Here is a 16,338-nt window from a genome sequence, read left to right as displayed (position 1 = left end):
CAGCTTATTGCCGCGGCACATGGCAACAAATAACCTCGGCATCAACGTTTTATTGCCGAAGCGGAAACAATGGACACCATCGATGCCATGCGGGTGTTCGTCGCGGTGGTCGAGCGCAATGGCTTCAGCGCCGCCGCCGCGGCGCTGGACCTGTCCACCGCCGCCGTCACGCGGCAGATCGCCGCGCTGGAAAGGCGCCTGTCGGCCCGCCTGCTCAACCGCACCACGCGCCGGGTCAGCCCGACCAGCATCGGCGCGGCCTACTACCAGCGCTGCGTGCAGCTGCTGGCCGAGTTCGACGCGCTGGAAGCCTCGGTGGGCGCGCAGGCGCTGCAGCCTTCGGGCCGGCTGCGGATCAACGCGCCGGTCAGCTACGGCATCGCCCGGCTGGCGCCGCTGCTGCCCGGCTATGCCGGACGCCACCCGGACGTGGAGCTGGACCTGTCGCTGTCCGACCGCCAGGTGGACATGGTCGAGGAGGGCTACGACCTGGCCATCCGCATCACCCGCCAGCCGGCGCCGTCGCTGATCGCCCGCCGCCTGGCCGAAGCGGCCATCGTGCTGTGCGCCGCGCCGGCCTATCTGACGCGGCACGGCACGCCGGCGCGGCCGGACGACCTGGCCGGGCACGCCTGCCTGGCCTACAGCTACTGGGCCGGCGGCGACAGCTGGCAGCTGCAGGGCGCGCAGGGCGAGGTGAACGTGCCGGTCAGGGCGCGCATGCGCGCCAACAACGGCGAGGTGCTGCGCGAGGCCGCCATCGCCGGCATGGGCATCATCGCCCAGCCCGACTTCATCGTCGGCCCGGCGCTGGCCGACGGCCGCCTGGTGCCGGTGCTGCCGGACTGGCGCCTGCCGCCGGTCGGCATCCATGCGGTCTACGCCAGCCGCAGCCACCTGGCGCCGAAGGTACGCAGCTTCATCGACTATCTGGTCGAGCAGCTCGGCGCGGGCACGGCCGGCGCGCGCTCAGGTTGAATCGCGCGCCAGCGCCAGCAGCGCCAGCAGTTCGCGCAGCGGCATCGGCCGGCCCAGCAGGTAGCCCTGCACCTGGTCGCAGCCGTGCGCCACCAGCCAGTCGAGCTGGCCTTCGGTTTCCACGCCCTCGGCGATCACCACCAGCCCCATGCTGTGCCCCAGCGACAGCAGCGCGCGGCAGATGGCGGCATTGCGCGGGTTGCGCTCCACGTCGGCGACGAAGGCGCGGTCGATCTTCAACGAGTCCAGCGCCAGGTGCTGCAGGTAGGACATGCTGGAAAAGCCGGTGCCGAAGTCGTCCAGCGCCACCGCGATGCCGCTGGCGCTCAGGCTTTCCAGCACCTGCATCGCCTGCGCCGGGTTGCGCATCAGGCTGCTCTCGGTCAGCTCCATCTGCAGCGCGCCCGGCGCCAGCCCCTGCTCCGCGGCCGCGCGGGCGAACTCGCCGGCCAGGTCGCTGTTGAACAGCTGCACCGCCGAGACATTGACCGCCACCGGCAGGCCGGCCCAGCCGTGGTCGGCCAGCACGCGGCCGGCGTGCGCGGCGGCGCGGATCACCCAGCGGCCCAGCGCGATGATCTGGCCGGTGTCCTCGCACAGCTGGATGAAGTCCGACGGCGGGATGAAGCTGCCGTCGGGCTGCGGCCAGCGCAGCAGCGCCTCCAGCGCGGCCGGCGAGCCGTCGGCGGCATGGCGGATCGGCTGGAAATACAGCTCGAATTCGTCGCGCTCGATGGCCAGGTGGATGCGCCCGGCCAGTTGCAGCCGGTCGGCATGGCGCTGCGCCAGCGCGTGGTCGAAACGCAGCACCACCACGCCGTTCTCGCGGGCGGCATGGGCCGCCTGCGCCGCGCGGCCCAGCACCAGGTCGGCCCGCGCGCCGTCGTCCGGGCTGCCGGCCACGCCGATGCGCGGCTCCAGCTGGTGGAAGGAATCGCGGCCGCGCACCGGCTCGGATACCGCCGCGCGCAGCGCGTCCAGCGCCCGCTGCGGATCATGCCCGCCGGCGACCGCCAGCACGAAATCCTCCGCCGGCTGGTAGGCCAGCAGGCCGTAGCGCGCGCCCAGCGTGGCGAGCCGGGCGACCATGGCCTGCAGGACTTCGTCGCCGGCTTCGCGGCCCAGCGTGTCGGCCACCATCTGCAGCCCGCGCAGCTGCGCATGGAGGATGGTGTAGCCGGGCGCGCCGGCGTCCAGCTGCTCGGCCAGTGCCTGGATCGTCAACAGGCCGGTGCCGGGGTGATGGCTGGCGCGCCAGGCCAGGTCGCGCTCGTAGGCCAGCCGCTGGCTGACGTCCTCGGCCAGCACCAGGCAGGCCGGGCGGCCATCGAACTCCAGCCGCGCCAGGTGCCCCAGCACCTCGAACCGGCTGCCGTCGCGGCGCCGGTGGGTACGCACCCGCGGCGCCGGCGAACTGCCGTCCCGGGATTCCTCCAGCGTGCGCAGGATTTCCTCTCTGCCGTCTTCCGGGCGTATGTCGAGGATGGTCATGGCGAGGAATTCCTCGCGGCTGTAGCCGTACTGGTCGACCGCGGCCTGGTTCACTTCCAGGAACTGCAGCGTGTCCAGGTCGAAAACCCAGAACGGCGCCGGGTTGCGTTCGAACACGAGGCGGAACTGGTGCTCGGCGCGCTGCACGCGCGCCTCGCTGCGCACCCGCTCGGTGATGTCGGTGACCGCGCCGGTCATGCGCGGGTGCGGGCCCAGCCCGTGCACGCGCTCGCCGCGCGCCGACAGCCAGCGCACCGAGCCGTCGCGCAGCACCAGGCGGAACAGCGCGTTCACCGCGCGCCCGGCCTCCGTCGCCTGCTGGACCTGCTGGCGCAGCCAGGGGCGGTCTTCCTCGTGCACCTGCGCATAGAACTCCTCCAGCCGCGCCTGCCGCGCCGGCAGCGCGAACATGCGCCGGGTCAGCGCCGACCAGCGCAGGGTTCCGCCCCTGCGGTCGATCGACCAGGTGCCCACCTTGCCGACCTGGTGGGCCAGCGCCAGTTCGGCCGCGCCGGTGCGCAGTTCGTCGGCCAGCCGCGCCTGGCGCTGCGCGCCGCGGCGCATGCTGGCGTACAGGTAGGCGAACCCGCACAGGTACAGCAGGTAGATGCCGATGGCGACGTAGAAGTACGTGCGCCACGGCGCCATGACCTCGTCGTAGGACAGGCCGGCGAACAGGATCAGCGGGTAGTCGCGCGGCGCGCTCACCGCGACGATGCGGCGCACGCCGTCCATCGGGCTGACCGCCACGCCCAGCGCCTGTACCTGGTCCGATGCCGGCGGCAGGTGCATCGGCCGCGGCAGCGGCCGCTCCACCGCCGACGGGTCCAGGCTGTGCGCCAGCAGCTCGCCGTGGCGGCTGCTGATCGAGACCACGCCGCTGCGGCCGGTATCCAGGCCACTGACCACGCGCTGGAACACCGCCAGGCGCACGCGCGCCAGCAACCATTGGCCGGGCTGCACCGGCACCGCGGTCACCAGCACCATGCCGCCGCCGGGAAGCGCCTCCAGTCCGCCGACGTACAGCTCGCCGGCCAGCACGCGGTTCTGCGGCACCGTCCACCGCGGCAGCGTCGGGTCGCCGCTGCCGCCGGCCAGCGGCATGCCGGCATCGTCGACCAGGGTGATGGCGGTCAGGTCGGTATTGCGTTCGAGCGTGCCGCGCAGGCTGGCCGCCAGCAGGGCGGGCGCCCGTTCCGGCACCTGCCGGTAATACTCGCGTCCGTCGCGGGCGGCGCCGCGCAGCGCGCGCTCCAGGGTGGTCAGTTCCGCGCGCAGCAGGCGGTCGCTGCCGGTCGCCAGCGCCATGCTCTGCCGCTGCGCCGCCTGCAGGCGGCTGCCGCGATCGTTCCACAGCATGATCACCAGCGTCGCCGCCAGCAGCAGCGCGATCACGATCCCGAAGGCGGCGACCTGGCGCAGGGGTTGGCTCATGTCCCAGCGTCCCGGCGTCTTCCCTGCGTCAGCATTCGATGGGCATGCATGGTCTGGTTCGTCGTCGTCCGCCGTGGCATCGGGAAGCGCGGGCCGCGGCCGGCGCGCCCCGGTTGGCGCGGAGCGGCACGCATGCAGAGCGGCTCCCCCTCCCCGGGAGGCGCCCTGTTCCAACGTCCGTTCACAGCATGCAGTACAACCGCCCCGGACGGGAAGCCTTGCATGCGGCACCGGCGCCATCGCGCATATCCCCGCCGCCGCAGCAAGTGCCGGAATCGGGAGCGCGCGTGCCGGTGCGCGGGACTAGACTGCCGGTCCACTTCCCGATCCGGAACCGCCATGACCCCGCAACGTTCGATCCTCGCACTCGCTCTCGGTGCCGCGCTGTCGCTGGGCGGCTGCGGCGGCGACAAGGCCCCTGCCGAAGAAGCCAACGCCACCGCCACGCCGGCCGCCGCGGCCCCGGCCAGGGCGCAGCTGGGCAGCTTCGGCTTCGACGTGTCCGGCATGGACCGCAGCGTCGCCGCCGGCGACAACTTCTTCGACTTCGCCAACGGCCAGTGGGTGCAGCGCACCGAAATCCCGGCCGACCGTTCCAGCTTCGGCAGCTTCAACGTCATCTACGAGAAGACCCTGGCCGACACCCGCGCGATCATGGAAGAAGCCGCCACGGCCGGCGACGGCGAGGCACGCAAGATCGGCGACTACTACGCCGCCTTCATGGACGAGGCCGGCATCGAGGCGCGTGGCGCGGCGCCGGTGCAGCCGCAGCTGCAGGCCATCGCCGGCATCGCCGACAGGCAGGCGCTGGCCCGCGCGCTGGGCGCCAGCCTGCGCGCCGACGTGGACCTGCTCAACGCCACCAATTTCTACACGCCGCACCTGTTCGGCGTCTGGGTGTCGGTGGACCTGCTGCAGCCGGACCGCAACGCGCCCTACCTGGTGCAGGGCGGCCTGGGCATGCCCGACCGCGACTTCTACCTGGAAGGCGGGCGCATGGCCGACCTGCGCAAGGCCTACGAAGGCTATGTCGCGCGGCTGCTGGAGCTGTCCGGCGATGCCGACGCCGCCGGCAAGGCCGCGCGCATCGTCGCGCTGGAAACGAAGATCGCGCGCGCCCACGCCACCCAGGAGGAAACCAACGACGTCGAGAAGGGCGCCAACGCCTGGAAGCAGGCCGACCTTGCGGGCAAGGCGCCGGGCATGGACTGGGCGGCGTTCCTGGACGCGGCCGGGCTGTCGGCGCAGCAGGACTTCATCGTCTGGCAGCCGAAGGCCGTGGCCGCGCTGTCCAGGCTGGTCGCCAGCGAACCGCTGGACGCCTGGAAGGACTACCTGGCCTTCCACGCGCTGGACGAAGCCGCGCCCTACCTGCCCAAGGCCTTCGCCGACGCGCACTTCGCCTTCCACGGCACCGCCATGAGCGGCACCCCGCAGCAGAGCGAGCGCTGGAAGCGCGCCGTCAGCGAAACCAACAACGCCATCGGCGAGGCGGTCGGCAGGATCTACGTCGAGCGCCACTTCGACGCCGCCACCAAGGCGCGCGCCGACGAGATGGCCAGGAACATCATCGCCGCCTTCGCCAGGCGCATCGACGCGCTGGACTGGATGTCGCCGGAAACCAAGGCGCATGCCAAGGCCAAGGTCGCCGGGCTCAAGGTCGGCATGGGCTACCCGGACAAATGGCGCGACTACGGCGCGCTGGAAGTGAAGCGCGACGACGCGCTGGGCAACGCGCAGCGCGCGGCGTTGTTCGAGTACCGGCGCAACATCGCCAAGCTCGGCCAGCCGGTGGACCACGGCGAATGGGCGATGCTGCCGCAGACCATCAACGCGATGAACGTGCCGCTGGAGAACCGGCTGGTGTTCCCGGCCGCGATCCTGCAGCCGCCGTTCTTCGACGCCGCGGCCGACGACGCGGTAAACTACGGCGCCATCGGCGCGGTGATCGGCCACGAGATCAGCCACGGCTTCGACAACGCCGGCGCGCTGTTCGACGAGACCGGCAGGCTGCACAACTGGTGGACGGCCGAGGACCTGAAACAGTTCAACGCCGCCGGCGACGCGCTGGCCGCGCAGTTCAGCAGCTACGAGCCGTTCCCGGGCGTGCACGTCAACGGCCGCCTGACCCTGGGCGAGAACATCGCCGACGTGGCCGGCCTGGCGACCGCGCACGACGCCTACCGCATGGCGCAGCAGGGCAAGCCGGCGCAGGACCTGGAAGGCTTCACCCCGGACCAGCGCTTCTTCCTGGGCTTCGCCCAGGCCTGGCGCAGCAAGATGCGCGAGCAGGCGCTGCGCAATTCGCTGCTGACCAACGTGCACGCGCCGGGCCAGTTCCGCGCGCTGACCGTGCGCAACCTGGATGCGTGGTATCCGGCCTTCGAGGTCAAGGAAGGCCAGGCGCTGTACCTGGCCCCGGACAAGCGGGTCAAGGTCTGGTAACGCGCCGCCGGCAGGCGGACCTGGAAACGGGCGCTTCGGCGCCCGTTTTCATTTGTCCGCCGGCGCCGTTCATGGCGGCCAGCGCAGCAGCGAACGGGGATCGCGCCCCACCCGCCGGCAGGCGCGCGTGGCGACGCCATCGCCGAGCGCGGCGCGGAACAGCGGCGCCGCCCCGCGCAGGGTGCGCGCGGCCAGCCTGGCGCGCAGGCGCTGGCCGCGGCTGCGGCCAAGCAGCTGCTGCGCCCAGTCCGGCAGCAGCGCCGCGCCGGCGGACAGGAAAAGCTCGCGCGACAGGCCCGGCAGCGGCACCGGCAGGCGCACGGCCTCGAGCACCTCCAGTACCTCGCGCGCACGCGCGTCCATGCGCAGCTGCGGCTGCTGCGCGGCGAAGTAGTCGTGTACCTGCGCCTCGCTGGCCGGCACCTCGCGCGCGCCCAGCGCCTCGGCCACGCGCCGGTATTCGTCGTAGTAGCGGTCGGCGGTGGCGGCAGGCACTTCGCGGCAATAACGGCGGCAGCCTTCGAGGAAGCCGTGGGCCTCGGTGACATGCACCCAGGTGAGCAGTTCCGGATCGTCGGCGGCATAGGTACGGCCATCGGGCAGCGTGCCGGCGATGCGCGCATGGATGCGCCGCACCTGCTCGACCAGCTTTTCCACTTCCGCCACCGGCGCGTAGCTGGTGCCGGCGACGAAGGCGGTGGTGCGGCGCAGGCGCCCGACCAGGTCCTGCCGGAAGTTGGAATGGTCATGCACGCCGGCCAGCGCCCGCGGGTGCAGCAGCTGCAGCATCAACGCGCACAGGCCGCCGGCGAGCATGCCCGGGAATTCGGCATGGATGCGCCAGGTCACGCTGTCCGGGCCGAACCAACCCGGGTCGCCCAACGGGGCGTCATAGGCGATGCCGCTCTGGTCGCGCGGGAAGGCAGCGAGCACCCAGCGCCGGATCTGGGCGGCGGCCACGGAGGAAACGGGTCTGGACAGGGGCGGCATGCGCACATCGTAGGGGAGCGCCCGCGCAGGTGGGCGGCGCTGGCGGCCGGCGGACGCGGGTCACGCGCGGGTCATCTCCGGCCACGTCGTTTGTGCAGGCGCAGCATGCCGGCGCATTTTCGATTTCCGATTCCGCCACTTGCGCGATGATGCGCCGCAAAAGAGCGCAGGCAGGCCAGCGTGGAGGCCAGGGCGGCGGCGCCACTCCGTCGCATCGCCCCCATTGCCAAGCGGCCTGAAAGTGCTAGAACTGGAAGCGCCAGATCGTTCCACGCCGTATCCGTCGCTCGTTCCAGCCAGTATCTGCAAGGAGCTCCACATGATCGCGTTGTTCAAGGGTTTGGGTCTGTTGCTGCAAGACAATGAGCTGTACCGCAGTCCGTTCGAGAAGCAGGTCGAGCACTGGAAGAACCTGAGCGACGAACAGATACGCGACGAGGTGGCGGTGCTGGCCAAGGCCAAGTGCCAGTGGCTGATGGCCTCCATCGTGCTCTGGCAGGCGTCCTCGCTGCTGATCCTGGGGCTGATCACCAATTACCTGTGGCGCGATGATTTCCACATCACCTTCACCCGGGTGGTCATCGTGTTCGGCTCGTGGGTGTCGATCCTGTTCGTGATCTGGTTCATGGCCAACATGTTCGACCACACCGCCGGCTTCGAGCGCTGGATGAAGGCCTTCAACAGCCGCGCGCGCATCAGCTCCGACGCCGACAGCGTGGAGACCGTGGCCGACGCGCTGGAAATGGCCCAGCACTATCCGGAAGTGCTGGACTACAAGCAGGCGGTGGCGGCGCGGCGCGAACTGCGCCACGAAGACATCCGCATCATGCGCGAGCTGGGCCGCATGCGGCAGCATTCGGAACTGGTCGGCAAGCTCAACCACATCGGCGACGACGGGCTGCGCCTGCAGCCGGCCTTCTGAGCCTTCCGCGCCAGCGTCATTCCCGCAACGCCGCGCTCAGTCGCGGCGTTGCGCTTTGCGGGCCTGCACCTGCTGGCCGAAACCGGCCGGCAGCCCCCGCACGTCGCGCACGCTGCCCACCCCCACGCTGAATTCGTCCAGCGCCTGCCGCCGGCACAGCTCGCCGGCCGCCTCGTCGCGGCACTGCTCGCGGTAGATCCGGTAGAAACAGTTGCCGCTCTCGCTCTGCAGGCACTGGAAGCGGGCGCGGTCGCCGGCCACCGTGGTGCGGCTGAGCACGGCCGCCTCGCCGCTGACGCGGACGATGGACGTCTGCCCCTGCGGTTCGCGGTAGCCCAGCATCGCCAGCAGGCTGCCGAGCAGGAAGGTCAGGTACTGCATGGCACTTCTCCTTGTACGGCCGCAGGCAGGGATTCACATGCCGCGGAACAGGCTCATGAACGGTTGGCTGACCACCAGCGTCTCGCTGCGGTTCTTCAGCCGCAGCACGCCGCGCCCGCTGTCGTCGCGGCTCACCGCCGCCACCGCCTTCATGTTGACGATGGTGGAGCGGTGCACCTGGCGGAAGCACTGCGGGTCCAGCGCTTCGGCCAGTTCGCGCAGCGAGCTGCGCAGCAGCAGTTCCTCGGCGGCGGTGACCACCGCGGTGTATTTGCTGTCGGCGCGGAAATACAGCACCTCCTCCAGCATCACCAGCCGGGTCTCGCGGCCGTTGCTGGCGGTGATCCAGGCCAGCGGCGGCGTGGCGCCCTTCCCGGCCGGGCGCCGCGCCAGCTGCTCCAGCAGCTGGTCCAGCAGCCGCCGGTCCGGCGCGCCGGCCTGCAGCCGCGCAAGCACGCGCTGGCGCGTGGCCAGCAGGCGCTCGTCGGCCACCGGCTTGAGCAGGTAGTCGACCGCGCCGCGCTCGAAGGCATCGATGGCGTACTGGTCGTAGGCGGTGATGAACACCACCTGGGTCTGCGGGCTGAGCGTCTCCAGCGCGCGGGCGACGTCGATGCCGGTGACGCCGGGCATGCGGATGTCGAGGAAGGCCAGGTCCGGCTTCAGCGTTTCCAGCGCTTCCAGCGCGGCGGCGCCGTCCTCGCACTCGGCGACGATGCGCAGCTCCGGCCACAGCCGCTGCAGCTGCGCGACCAGCGCCTGGCGCAGCAGCGGCTCGTCCTCGGCGATCAGGGCATCAAGATGCATGGGGCAGCTCCGGCATGGCCGGGGCCGGGGACGGCAGCGCGATCGGCGCGGCCAGCGGCAGGCTGATGGTCGCCGCCACGCCGCTGGGGAAGTTGGACACCACCGACAGCGTGGCCCGCTCGCCGCAGCTCAGGCGCAGGCGCTCGCGCAGGTTCTTCAGGCCGATGCCGGTGCCGCTGGTGGCGGTGCCGATGCCCTGGCCGTCGTCGGCGACGGTGATGGTCAGCTCGCCCTCCCGCTCGCGCGCCAGGATCCACACCGTGCCGCCGCCGCTCTTGGGCTCCAGGCCGTGCTTGATGGCGTTCTCCACCAGGGTCTGCAACGACATCGACGGCAGGCTGACGCCGTGCAGTGCCTCGGGCACGTCGATCTGCAGGGCGAGCCGCGCGCCCATGCGGATGCGCAGGATTTCCAGGTAGGCCTGCACGCGCTCCAGCTCCTGGCCCAGCGTGGACACCGACTGGTCGATGCCCGGCAGCGAGCTGCGCAGGTACTGGATCAGGTGGCCGAGCATCTGCTCGGCGCGGGCCGGGTCGCTGCGGGTCAGCACCTGCGCGTTGGCCAGCGTGTTGTAGAGGAAGTGCGGCTCGACCTGCGCGTGCAGCAGGTTCAGGCGGGCGACGCTGAGTTCCTTCTCCGCCTCGGTGCGCGCGGCGTGCTCGCGCTCCTCGCGGCGCTGCTGGGCGACCTTGCCGCTGAGCGCATGGGTGATGGCATCGGCGTTTTCGTAGTTGCTGCCTTCATCGAGCAGCAGCAGGTCCACCCAGGCCCCGGCATCGGGTTCGAAGAACAGGGTGACGCTGCTGGTGTCGACGCCGGGAATGACCCGCGCGGTGATCTGGTTGTGGCGGATCGCCAGCCGCGCCAGCGGGTTCCAGCGCGACGGCGGGCGCTCGCCATAGGGATCGGCGCGGCGCTGGGTGGCGCGCAGCTGCAGGGTGCCGATGGAGCGCTCCATGCGTTCGATGCGCGGCATCTGCCCGATCACCTGCTCCAGCAGCGCGAACGCGGTGGATGCATCCAGCGGCAGTTCCACCTGGCGGCGATGGCGGTTGGCCAGGGTCTGCGAATCCAGCCGGTCGGCGATCAGCGCGACGCGGCGGATATGGCTGGCGACCGAGGTCAGCGCGAACACCGTCAGGGCGATGGCGGCCATCGCGAAGATCCAGCCCGGCGCCCTGTCCATGCCGCTGAACAGGCCGCTCCACAGGAAGCCGGCGACCAGCAGGGTCAGCGCCCAGGCGGCGAGGATGCGAAAACCGAGGAACAGGCTGGCGAACATGGCGCGGCCACCGGAAGGGATTGGCGTCGAGCATAGGCAGCGCCGCCGGCGCTGCAAGCGGCATGCGACGAAACCGCGGAAACGGCGGACGGGCCGGGTTCTTCGGCGATGAAACGCGGGGTGGTGGGCGCTGGAAACGCCGCAAAACCGGTGGGAGCGGCATCAGCCGCTCCCACCGGCAGGCGCTTACCTGCGCTCGTCGGCGCTGGCGTCGCGGACGGCGCGGAACGGCTCGTCGGCGCTCCAGTTCGGCCAGGCGCGGGAGTTGGCCAGCTGCTCGCCCAGCGTGTAGACCACTTCCAGGTCGCGTGCGGCGCCGGCGAAGGTCCAGTCCGGCTGCCATTCGTCGCCCTGCTGGTGGTAGCGCTTGGCGGTGTAGTCATCCGAGGCCTGCTTGCCGGCGGCCACGCCGCCGTCGATCCAGTCCTGCCCGGCCGAGTAGGACAGCGCCGGCACGCCGCGCTTGGCGAACGGGAAGTGGTCGGAGCGGAAGAACAGGCCGGCTTCCGGCTTCGGGTCCGGCGTGTAGCGGATGTCCCAGCCCTTGGCCACGTCCTTCAGCTGGTCCAGCAGCTCGAAACGCGCCGAGCCGTAGATGCCGAAATCGCGCGACGGGCCGAACGGCGCCATGCCGTCCATGTTGATCAGCGCCACGGTCTTGCCCAGCGGGTACAGCGGATGGCTGGCGTAGTACTCCGACCCCAGCAGGCCCTTTTCCTCGGCGGTGACCGCCAGGAACACCACCGAACGCTGCGGGCGCGGCGCCTTGGCGAAGCCGCGCGCCAGTTCCAGCAGCGCGGCGGTGCCGCTGGCGTTGTCCAGCGCGCCGTTGAAGATGCGGTCGCCGCGCGCGTCCGGCTCGCCGACGCCGATATGGTCCCAGTGCGCGGAATAGAGCACGGTCTCGTCCGGGTGGCGGCTGCCTTCCAGGCGCGCGACCACGTTGTGCGAGGTGATGACTTCGGTCTTGACCGCGTAGTCGGCCGAGAAGGTCTCGCCCTTCAGTTCCACCGGGCGGAAGTCGCGCGACTGCGCCTGCTTCTTCAGCGCCTCGAAATCCAGGCCGGCGCGCTTGAACAGGTCCACCGCCAGGTCGCGCTGGATCCAGCCTTCCAGCGGCGGGTGCGCCGCGGCCGGGTTGTCGCGCACCACGTCGAACATGGTGTTGGTGTTGGAACCGGCCACCGTCGCCCAGCCGTAGGAGGCCGGCGCGGTCTCGTGCACGATCAGCACGCCGGCCGCGCCCTGGCGCGCGCCCTCCTCGTACTTGTAGGTCCAGCGGCCGTAATAGGTCATGCCCTTGCCGTCGAAATCGCCGACGCCGGTCTCGAAGTCCGGGTCGTTGATCAGCATCACCGCGATCTTGCCCTTCAGGTCCACGCCCTTGAAGTCGTCCCAGTCGCGCTCCGGCGCCTTCACGCCATAGCCGACGAACACCAGCGGCGCGTCCTTGATCGCCACCACGCTGTCGCCGTTCATGGCCGCGCGCACGGCGATCTCCTGGCCCTGGGTCAGCGCCTGCGGCGTGCCCTTGCTGGACAGCGACAGCTGCGGCTTGCCGACGATGTCGCCCTTGAGCAGCGGCACCGCCTGGGTCCACAGGCGCTTGCCGTCCTGCAGGTCGCCGCCGGGCTGCAAGCCGGCGTCGGCGAACTGCCGGCTCAGGTAGGCAATGGTCTTTTCCTCGCCGGCGGTGGCCGGCGAACGGCCTTCATAGGCATCGGAGGCCAGTTCCTTCACGTCGGCGGAAATCCGCGCGCCGTCGAACTTCGGCGGCGCGGCCATCAATGCGGTGGACACCGACATCGCCAGCAGGCTGATCACGATTCGCTTCACATCCATCTCCAAGGGGTCGAACGACCGCTGGAGTGTAGCCAGCGCCACGGCCACGTGGGCAGTGCCGAAAGCATGGGCGCGGCCCACGCCGGCAGGAAGGAAGCAAGGCCCCGCATGGGGCCTTCTTTCCGGAGAAACCCCGTGCCGGGCAGCCCGGCGCCTGCGGACCGGCGGCCGCGTGCCGCCGCTACAGGCTCGCCGCGCGGGCCAGCAGCGCGGCGCGCTCGCGGGCATTGCCGCTCAGGGCGGCGGCGCGCTCGAGGGCGGCGCGCGCTTCGTCGCGGCGGCCCAGTTGTTCGAGCAGGTCGCCGCGCACCGCCTGCAGCGGCGCGTAGCCGTCCAGCCGGCCGTCTTCCTGCAGGGCTTCCAGCAGCGGCCACGCGGCCTGCGGCCCCTGCGCGCGCGCCACCGCCACGGTGCGGTTCAGTTCGATCACCGGCGACGGCATCACCGCCGCCAGGCGCGCGTACAACTGCGCGATGCGCGCCCAGTCGGTCTGCGCGGCACGGCGCGCCCGCGCATGGCATTCGGCGATGGCCGCCTGCAGCACATAGGCATCGTCCCCGCCGCCCAGCGCCAGCGCCTTCTCCAGCGCGGCCTGGCCGCGGCCGATCTGCAGCCAGTCCCAGCGGCTGCGGTCCTGGTCCATCAGCAGCACCGCCGCGCCGCCGGCATCGGTGCGCGCGTTCATGCGCGAAGCCTGCAGCTCCATCAGCGCCAGCAGCCCCAGCACCGGCGCCGAGGCGGGCATCAAGCCGGCCAGCACCCGGCCCAGGCGCAGGGCCTCCTCGCACAGCGCCGGGCGCATCCAGTCCTCGCCATGGCTGGCGGCATAGCCTTCGTTGAAGACCAGGTAGACCACCTCCAGCACCGAACGCAGGCGCGGCGGCAGCGCCTGCCGCCGCGGCACCTCGAACGCCACGCCACGCTCGGCGAGCGTGCGCTTGGCGCGCACGATGCGCTGGGCGATGGTCGCTTCCGGCAGCAGGAACGCACGCGCGATCTCGGCCGTGCTCAGCCCGCACAGCAGGCGCAGGGTCAGCGCCACGCGCGCGTCGGCCGGCAGCACCGGATGGCAGGCGACGAACAGCAGGCGCAGCAGGTCGTCGCCGATGTCGTCTTCCACTTCGCGCTCGTGGTCGCGCACGACGCTCCCCTGGTGGTCCGGATCCTGCGCCATCGCCTCCTGCCGGCCGGCATGCAGGCGACGCTGGCGCAGCAGGTCGATCGCCCGGCGCTGGGCGGTGGTCATCAGCCAGGCGGCGGGGTTGTCGGGCACGCCCTGCCGCGGCCAGTGCTCGAGCGCGGCGACCAGCGCGTCCTGGGCCAGCTCCTCGGCGCTGTCCAGATCGCCCAGCATGCGCGCCAGGCGCGCGATCAGGCGTGGCGATTCCATGCGCCACACCGTGTCGAGCCTGCGCTGGAGATCGCGGGTTTCCATCAGCCCGCGATCACACCACCGCGCCACGGCGCGCGCAAGCACGCGCGCCGTGCGTCACGCCTCGACGAAGGCCTTGAACCCGCCCCAGAACATGCGCTTGCCGTCGAACGGCACGCTCTTGGCGTCCATGCCGGCCAGGCGCGGATCGGCCATGGCCTTGGCGTTGACCCGGTCGCGGTGCGCGCGCGAGCGGTAGACGATGTAGGCGAAGATCACCACTTCGCCGGGCTTGAGCTTGACCGCCTGCGGGAACGAGGTGTGCTTGCCCGGCTTGACGTCGTCGGCCACCGCTTCCAGGTAGGCCAGCGCGCCATGCTCCTTCCACACCCTGGCGCCCAGGCGGGCCATGCGCCGGTACTCGGCCAGCCGCGCCTGCGGCACCGGCAGTACGAAACCATCGACATAACTCATCGTTGTCTCCTCCACACGGGATTACGAAGGAAGCGGCCGCGCGGGTCGGCGGCCGCCCGTGGCTCAGCCGGGTTCGCCGTCCATGTGGGCGATTTCCCACAGGTGACCGTCCAGGTCCTGGAAGCCGCGCTGGTACATGAAACCGTAGTCGCGCGCCGGCATCGGCTCGCTGGCGCCGGCGGCGAGTGCCTTGTCCACCAGCGCGTCCACCGCCGCGCGGCTGGCCGCCGACAGGCAGGTGATGACCTCGGTGTGGCCGCGCGCATCGCACAGCGGCTTCGGCGTGAACCCCTTGAAGAACGGCTCCGTCAGCAGCATCACGTAGATGGTGTCGCTGATGACCATGCAGGCCGCGTCCTGGTTGGTGAACTGCGGGTTGAAGGTGTAGCCGAGCGCGGCGAAGAACGCCTTGGAAGCGTCGAGATCGCGCACCGGCAGGTTGACGAAGATCATCTGCGGCGAAGCCATCGTCACTGCCCCCCGCCCATCGGCTTCATGCAGTTGACCATCCACGGCTTGCCGTAGCGGTCCACCAGCATGCCCCAGCGTCTGGCCCAGAACGTCTCGGCCAGCGGCATCTGCACCTGGCCACCCTCGGCCAGCGCGGCGAACACGCGCTCGGCCTCCTCGACGCTGTCCACGTCGACGTTGATGGTGGTCGCGCACGGCCCTTCGACCGGCGGGCCATCGGCCGCCATCAGGATCGCGCCGCCGGCCTCGACCTGGCAGTGCGCCACCTGGTCGGGGGTGGGGCTGAAGCCGCCGCAGCCTTCGCCGTCCATGTCGCCGGGCGGCATGTCGCCGTATTTCATTTCCGACACCACCTTGCCGCCCAGCGCCCCGGCGTAGAACGCCATCGCCTCGTGGGTGTCGCCGTTGAAGCCCAGGAAGGGAATCAGTTTCATCGTGCGTCTCCTCGTCGTTGGATCAATCGTTGTGTTCGATGCGGTCGCGCAGACGTTGCTCCTGCGCACGCAGTTCGGGGGTGAAGGCTTCGCCGAAGTCCTCGGCCTCGAAGAACGGGCGGATCTCCACCTCCACCGGCGTGCGGCCGTCGGCATTGAAGGGCGCGCGCTTGAGCCACTCCACCGCCTCGTCCATGGAGCGCACCTGCCACAGCCAGAAGCCGGCGATGAGTTCCCTGGTCTCGGCGAACGGCCCGTCGATGACGCTGCGCCGGGCGCCGTCGAACCGCACTCGCACGCCGCGGCTGCTCGGGTGCAGCCCCTCGCCGGCCAGCATGATGCCGGCCTCCACCAGCCGTTCGTTGAAGGCCCCCATGGCCGCCAGTTCGGCCTCGGTGGGCATGACGCCGGCCTCGGTATCGGCCGTCGCCTTCACGATCACCATCACTTTCATCGCAGTGCCTTTCCGGTTGCGGACCGGATGATCCGCTTCACACCCGGTACGACGAACCGGCGCCGGCGGAATCGACAACGCCGCCGATGTTTTTTATGAACGCGTTAATGATTTCCGCGCCAGCGGTTTCCTGCGCCATCATGACGGCTCACCCGGACCGGCCCCTGCCATGAAATTCCTGCTGCTGATCTACATCGACCCGGAACTGCTGCAGTCGCTGCCGCCCCAGGAGTACGACGCGCAGATGCGCGGCTGCCTGCTCCACGCCGACGCCCTGCAGGCGCAGGGCACCCTGCAGATGGCGCAGAAGCTGCGGCCGCCGGCCACCGCGCGCACCCTGCGCACCCGCAACGGCCAGCCGCGCATCACCGACGGCCCCTTCGCCGAGACCCGCGAGATCCTGGCCGGCTTCAACCTGATCGAAGCCGCCGACGCCGAGGAAGCCATGCGCATCGCCCGGCAGTTCCCCTGGGCGGCCTACGGCAGCATCGAGGTGCGGGAGGTGGAGGACCTGCAGGCGGAGCGGGCGCGGCTGGACGCCTGAGCGCGCGCCCGGCCCGT

Annotated in this window: 15 protein-coding genes; 4 read left to right on the top strand and 11 right to left on the bottom strand. The window is 71.1% G+C overall.

The genetic code is table 11. The features are described from left to right. The first annotated feature begins 69 nt into the window (after positions 1-69). Positions 70-978, top strand: a complete 909-nt coding sequence (locus AC06FP_RS11450) for a LysR family transcriptional regulator (protein ID WP_478075574.1) — start codon at positions 70-72, stop codon at positions 976-978. Here AC06FP_RS11450 and AC06FP_RS11445 read toward each other — a convergent pair. After that, on the bottom strand, positions 970-3,903 hold the full coding sequence (locus tag AC06FP_RS11445) for a bifunctional diguanylate cyclase/phosphodiesterase (protein WP_478075573.1): 2,934 nt from the start codon (positions 3,901-3,903) through the stop codon (positions 970-972). The two genes, AC06FP_RS11450 and AC06FP_RS11445, sit on opposite strands and share 9 nt — an antisense overlap. Before the next feature lie 339 nt (positions 3,904-4,242). Between AC06FP_RS11445 and AC06FP_RS11440 the strand changes: the two genes are divergently transcribed. Continuing rightward, positions 4,243-6,348, top strand: coding sequence for a M13 family metallopeptidase (locus AC06FP_RS11440; RefSeq protein WP_478075572.1), 2,106 nt, complete (start codon positions 4,243-4,245; stop codon positions 6,346-6,348). A gap of 69 nt (positions 6,349-6,417) precedes the next feature. On the opposite strand, the gene AC06FP_RS11435 is transcribed toward AC06FP_RS11440, so the two are convergent. Next, positions 6,418-7,338, bottom strand: a complete 921-nt coding sequence (locus AC06FP_RS11435; protein ID WP_478075571.1) for an oxygenase MpaB family protein — start codon at positions 7,336-7,338, stop codon at positions 6,418-6,420. A gap of 319 nt (positions 7,339-7,657) precedes the next feature. On the opposite strand from AC06FP_RS11435, the gene AC06FP_RS11430 reads away from it, so the two are divergent. Further along, on the top strand, positions 7,658-8,260 hold the full coding sequence (locus AC06FP_RS11430) for a hypothetical protein (protein WP_478075570.1): 603 nt from the start codon (positions 7,658-7,660) through the stop codon (positions 8,258-8,260). Between the two features lie 36 nt (positions 8,261-8,296). Here the strand turns inward: AC06FP_RS11430 and AC06FP_RS11425 are convergent, their stop codons facing one another. The 9 genes from AC06FP_RS11425 to AC06FP_RS11385 all read right to left on the bottom strand — a co-directional run bounded on the left by AC06FP_RS11425 (position 8,297) and on the right by AC06FP_RS11385 (position 15,777). Beyond that, positions 8,297-8,641, bottom strand: a complete 345-nt coding sequence (locus AC06FP_RS11425; RefSeq protein WP_456117982.1) for a hypothetical protein — start codon at positions 8,639-8,641, stop codon at positions 8,297-8,299. 33 nt (positions 8,642-8,674) lie between these two features. Beyond that, positions 8,675-9,448, bottom strand: a complete 774-nt coding sequence (locus AC06FP_RS11420; protein ID WP_456117981.1) for a LytR/AlgR family response regulator transcription factor — start codon at positions 9,446-9,448, stop codon at positions 8,675-8,677. Beyond that, a complete protein-coding gene (locus AC06FP_RS11415; protein WP_456117980.1) occupies positions 9,438-10,730 on the bottom strand; it encodes a sensor histidine kinase in 1,293 nt (430 codons plus the stop codon). The genes AC06FP_RS11420 and AC06FP_RS11415 overlap by 11 nt, the downstream gene beginning before the upstream one ends. Positions 10,731-10,916: 186 nt before the next feature. Then, positions 10,917-12,572, bottom strand: coding sequence for a M28 family metallopeptidase (locus AC06FP_RS11410; protein WP_478075569.1), 1,656 nt, complete (start codon positions 12,570-12,572; stop codon positions 10,917-10,919). A gap of 181 nt (positions 12,573-12,753) precedes the next feature. Next, positions 12,754-14,007: an RNA polymerase sigma factor gene (locus AC06FP_RS11405; RefSeq protein WP_456117978.1), complete on the bottom strand. Its 1,254-nt coding sequence runs from the start codon at positions 14,005-14,007 to the stop codon at positions 12,754-12,756. Positions 14,008-14,061: 54 nt separating this feature from the next. Continuing rightward, positions 14,062-14,418, bottom strand: a complete 357-nt coding sequence (locus tag AC06FP_RS11400; protein ID WP_456117977.1) for a DUF1428 domain-containing protein — start codon at positions 14,416-14,418, stop codon at positions 14,062-14,064. Positions 14,419-14,481: 63 nt separating this feature from the next. Further along, the gene (locus AC06FP_RS11395) at positions 14,482-14,886 is read right to left on the bottom strand and encodes a VOC family protein (protein ID WP_478075568.1); all 405 of its coding nucleotides are present in this window, start codon (positions 14,884-14,886) and stop codon (positions 14,482-14,484) included. Positions 14,887-14,888: 2 nt separating this feature from the next. Then, complete coding sequence (locus tag AC06FP_RS11390; RefSeq protein WP_478075567.1) at positions 14,889-15,323, bottom strand: VOC family protein; 435 nt, start codon at positions 15,321-15,323, stop codon at positions 14,889-14,891. A gap of 22 nt (positions 15,324-15,345) precedes the next feature. Next, a complete protein-coding gene (locus tag AC06FP_RS11385; protein ID WP_478075566.1) occupies positions 15,346-15,777 on the bottom strand; it encodes a YciI family protein in 432 nt (143 codons plus the stop codon). Positions 15,778-15,946: 169 nt separating this feature from the next. Between AC06FP_RS11385 and AC06FP_RS11380 the strand changes: the two genes are divergently transcribed. Beyond that, positions 15,947-16,321 carry a YciI family protein gene (locus AC06FP_RS11380; protein WP_456117973.1) on the top strand — a complete coding sequence of 125 codons (375 nt, stop codon included), beginning with the start codon at positions 15,947-15,949 and terminating at the stop codon, positions 16,319-16,321. The last annotated feature ends 17 nt before the right edge of the window (positions 16,322-16,338 follow it).

It is taken from the genome of Stenotrophomonas sp. Steno-Z2, from assembly GCF_056393235.1.
Note: the sequence above shows the minus strand (reverse complement) of the source record. Positions and strands in the feature narration are given on the sequence as shown.

Coding starts and splice junctions, on each gene's coding strand:
- AC06FP_RS11450 (WP_478075574.1), top strand. CDS start 70: ATGGACACCATCGATGCCATGCGGGTGTTCGTCGCGGTGGTCGAGCGC.
- AC06FP_RS11445 (WP_478075573.1), bottom strand. CDS start 3,903: ATGAGCCAACCCCTGCGCCAGGTCGCCGCCTTCGGGATCGTGATCGCG.
- AC06FP_RS11440 (WP_478075572.1), top strand. CDS start 4,243: ATGACCCCGCAACGTTCGATCCTCGCACTCGCTCTCGGTGCCGCGCTG.
- AC06FP_RS11435 (WP_478075571.1), bottom strand. CDS start 7,338: ATGCCGCCCCTGTCCAGACCCGTTTCCTCCGTGGCCGCCGCCCAGATC.
- AC06FP_RS11430 (WP_478075570.1), top strand. CDS start 7,658: ATGATCGCGTTGTTCAAGGGTTTGGGTCTGTTGCTGCAAGACAATGAG.
- AC06FP_RS11425 (WP_456117982.1), bottom strand. CDS start 8,641: ATGCAGTACCTGACCTTCCTGCTCGGCAGCCTGCTGGCGATGCTGGGC.
- AC06FP_RS11420 (WP_456117981.1), bottom strand. CDS start 9,448: ATGCATCTTGATGCCCTGATCGCCGAGGACGAGCCGCTGCTGCGCCAG.
- AC06FP_RS11415 (WP_456117980.1), bottom strand. CDS start 10,730: ATGTTCGCCAGCCTGTTCCTCGGTTTTCGCATCCTCGCCGCCTGGGCG.
- AC06FP_RS11410 (WP_478075569.1), bottom strand. CDS start 12,572: ATGGATGTGAAGCGAATCGTGATCAGCCTGCTGGCGATGTCGGTGTCC.
- AC06FP_RS11405 (WP_456117978.1), bottom strand. CDS start 14,007: ATGGAAACCCGCGATCTCCAGCGCAGGCTCGACACGGTGTGGCGCATG.
- AC06FP_RS11400 (WP_456117977.1), bottom strand. CDS start 14,418: ATGAGTTATGTCGATGGTTTCGTACTGCCGGTGCCGCAGGCGCGGCTG.
- AC06FP_RS11395 (WP_478075568.1), bottom strand. CDS start 14,886: ATGGCTTCGCCGCAGATGATCTTCGTCAACCTGCCGGTGCGCGATCTC.
- AC06FP_RS11390 (WP_478075567.1), bottom strand. CDS start 15,323: ATGAAACTGATTCCCTTCCTGGGCTTCAACGGCGACACCCACGAGGCG.
- AC06FP_RS11385 (WP_478075566.1), bottom strand. CDS start 15,777: ATGAAAGTGATGGTGATCGTGAAGGCGACGGCCGATACCGAGGCCGGC.
- AC06FP_RS11380 (WP_456117973.1), top strand. CDS start 15,947: ATGAAATTCCTGCTGCTGATCTACATCGACCCGGAACTGCTGCAGTCG.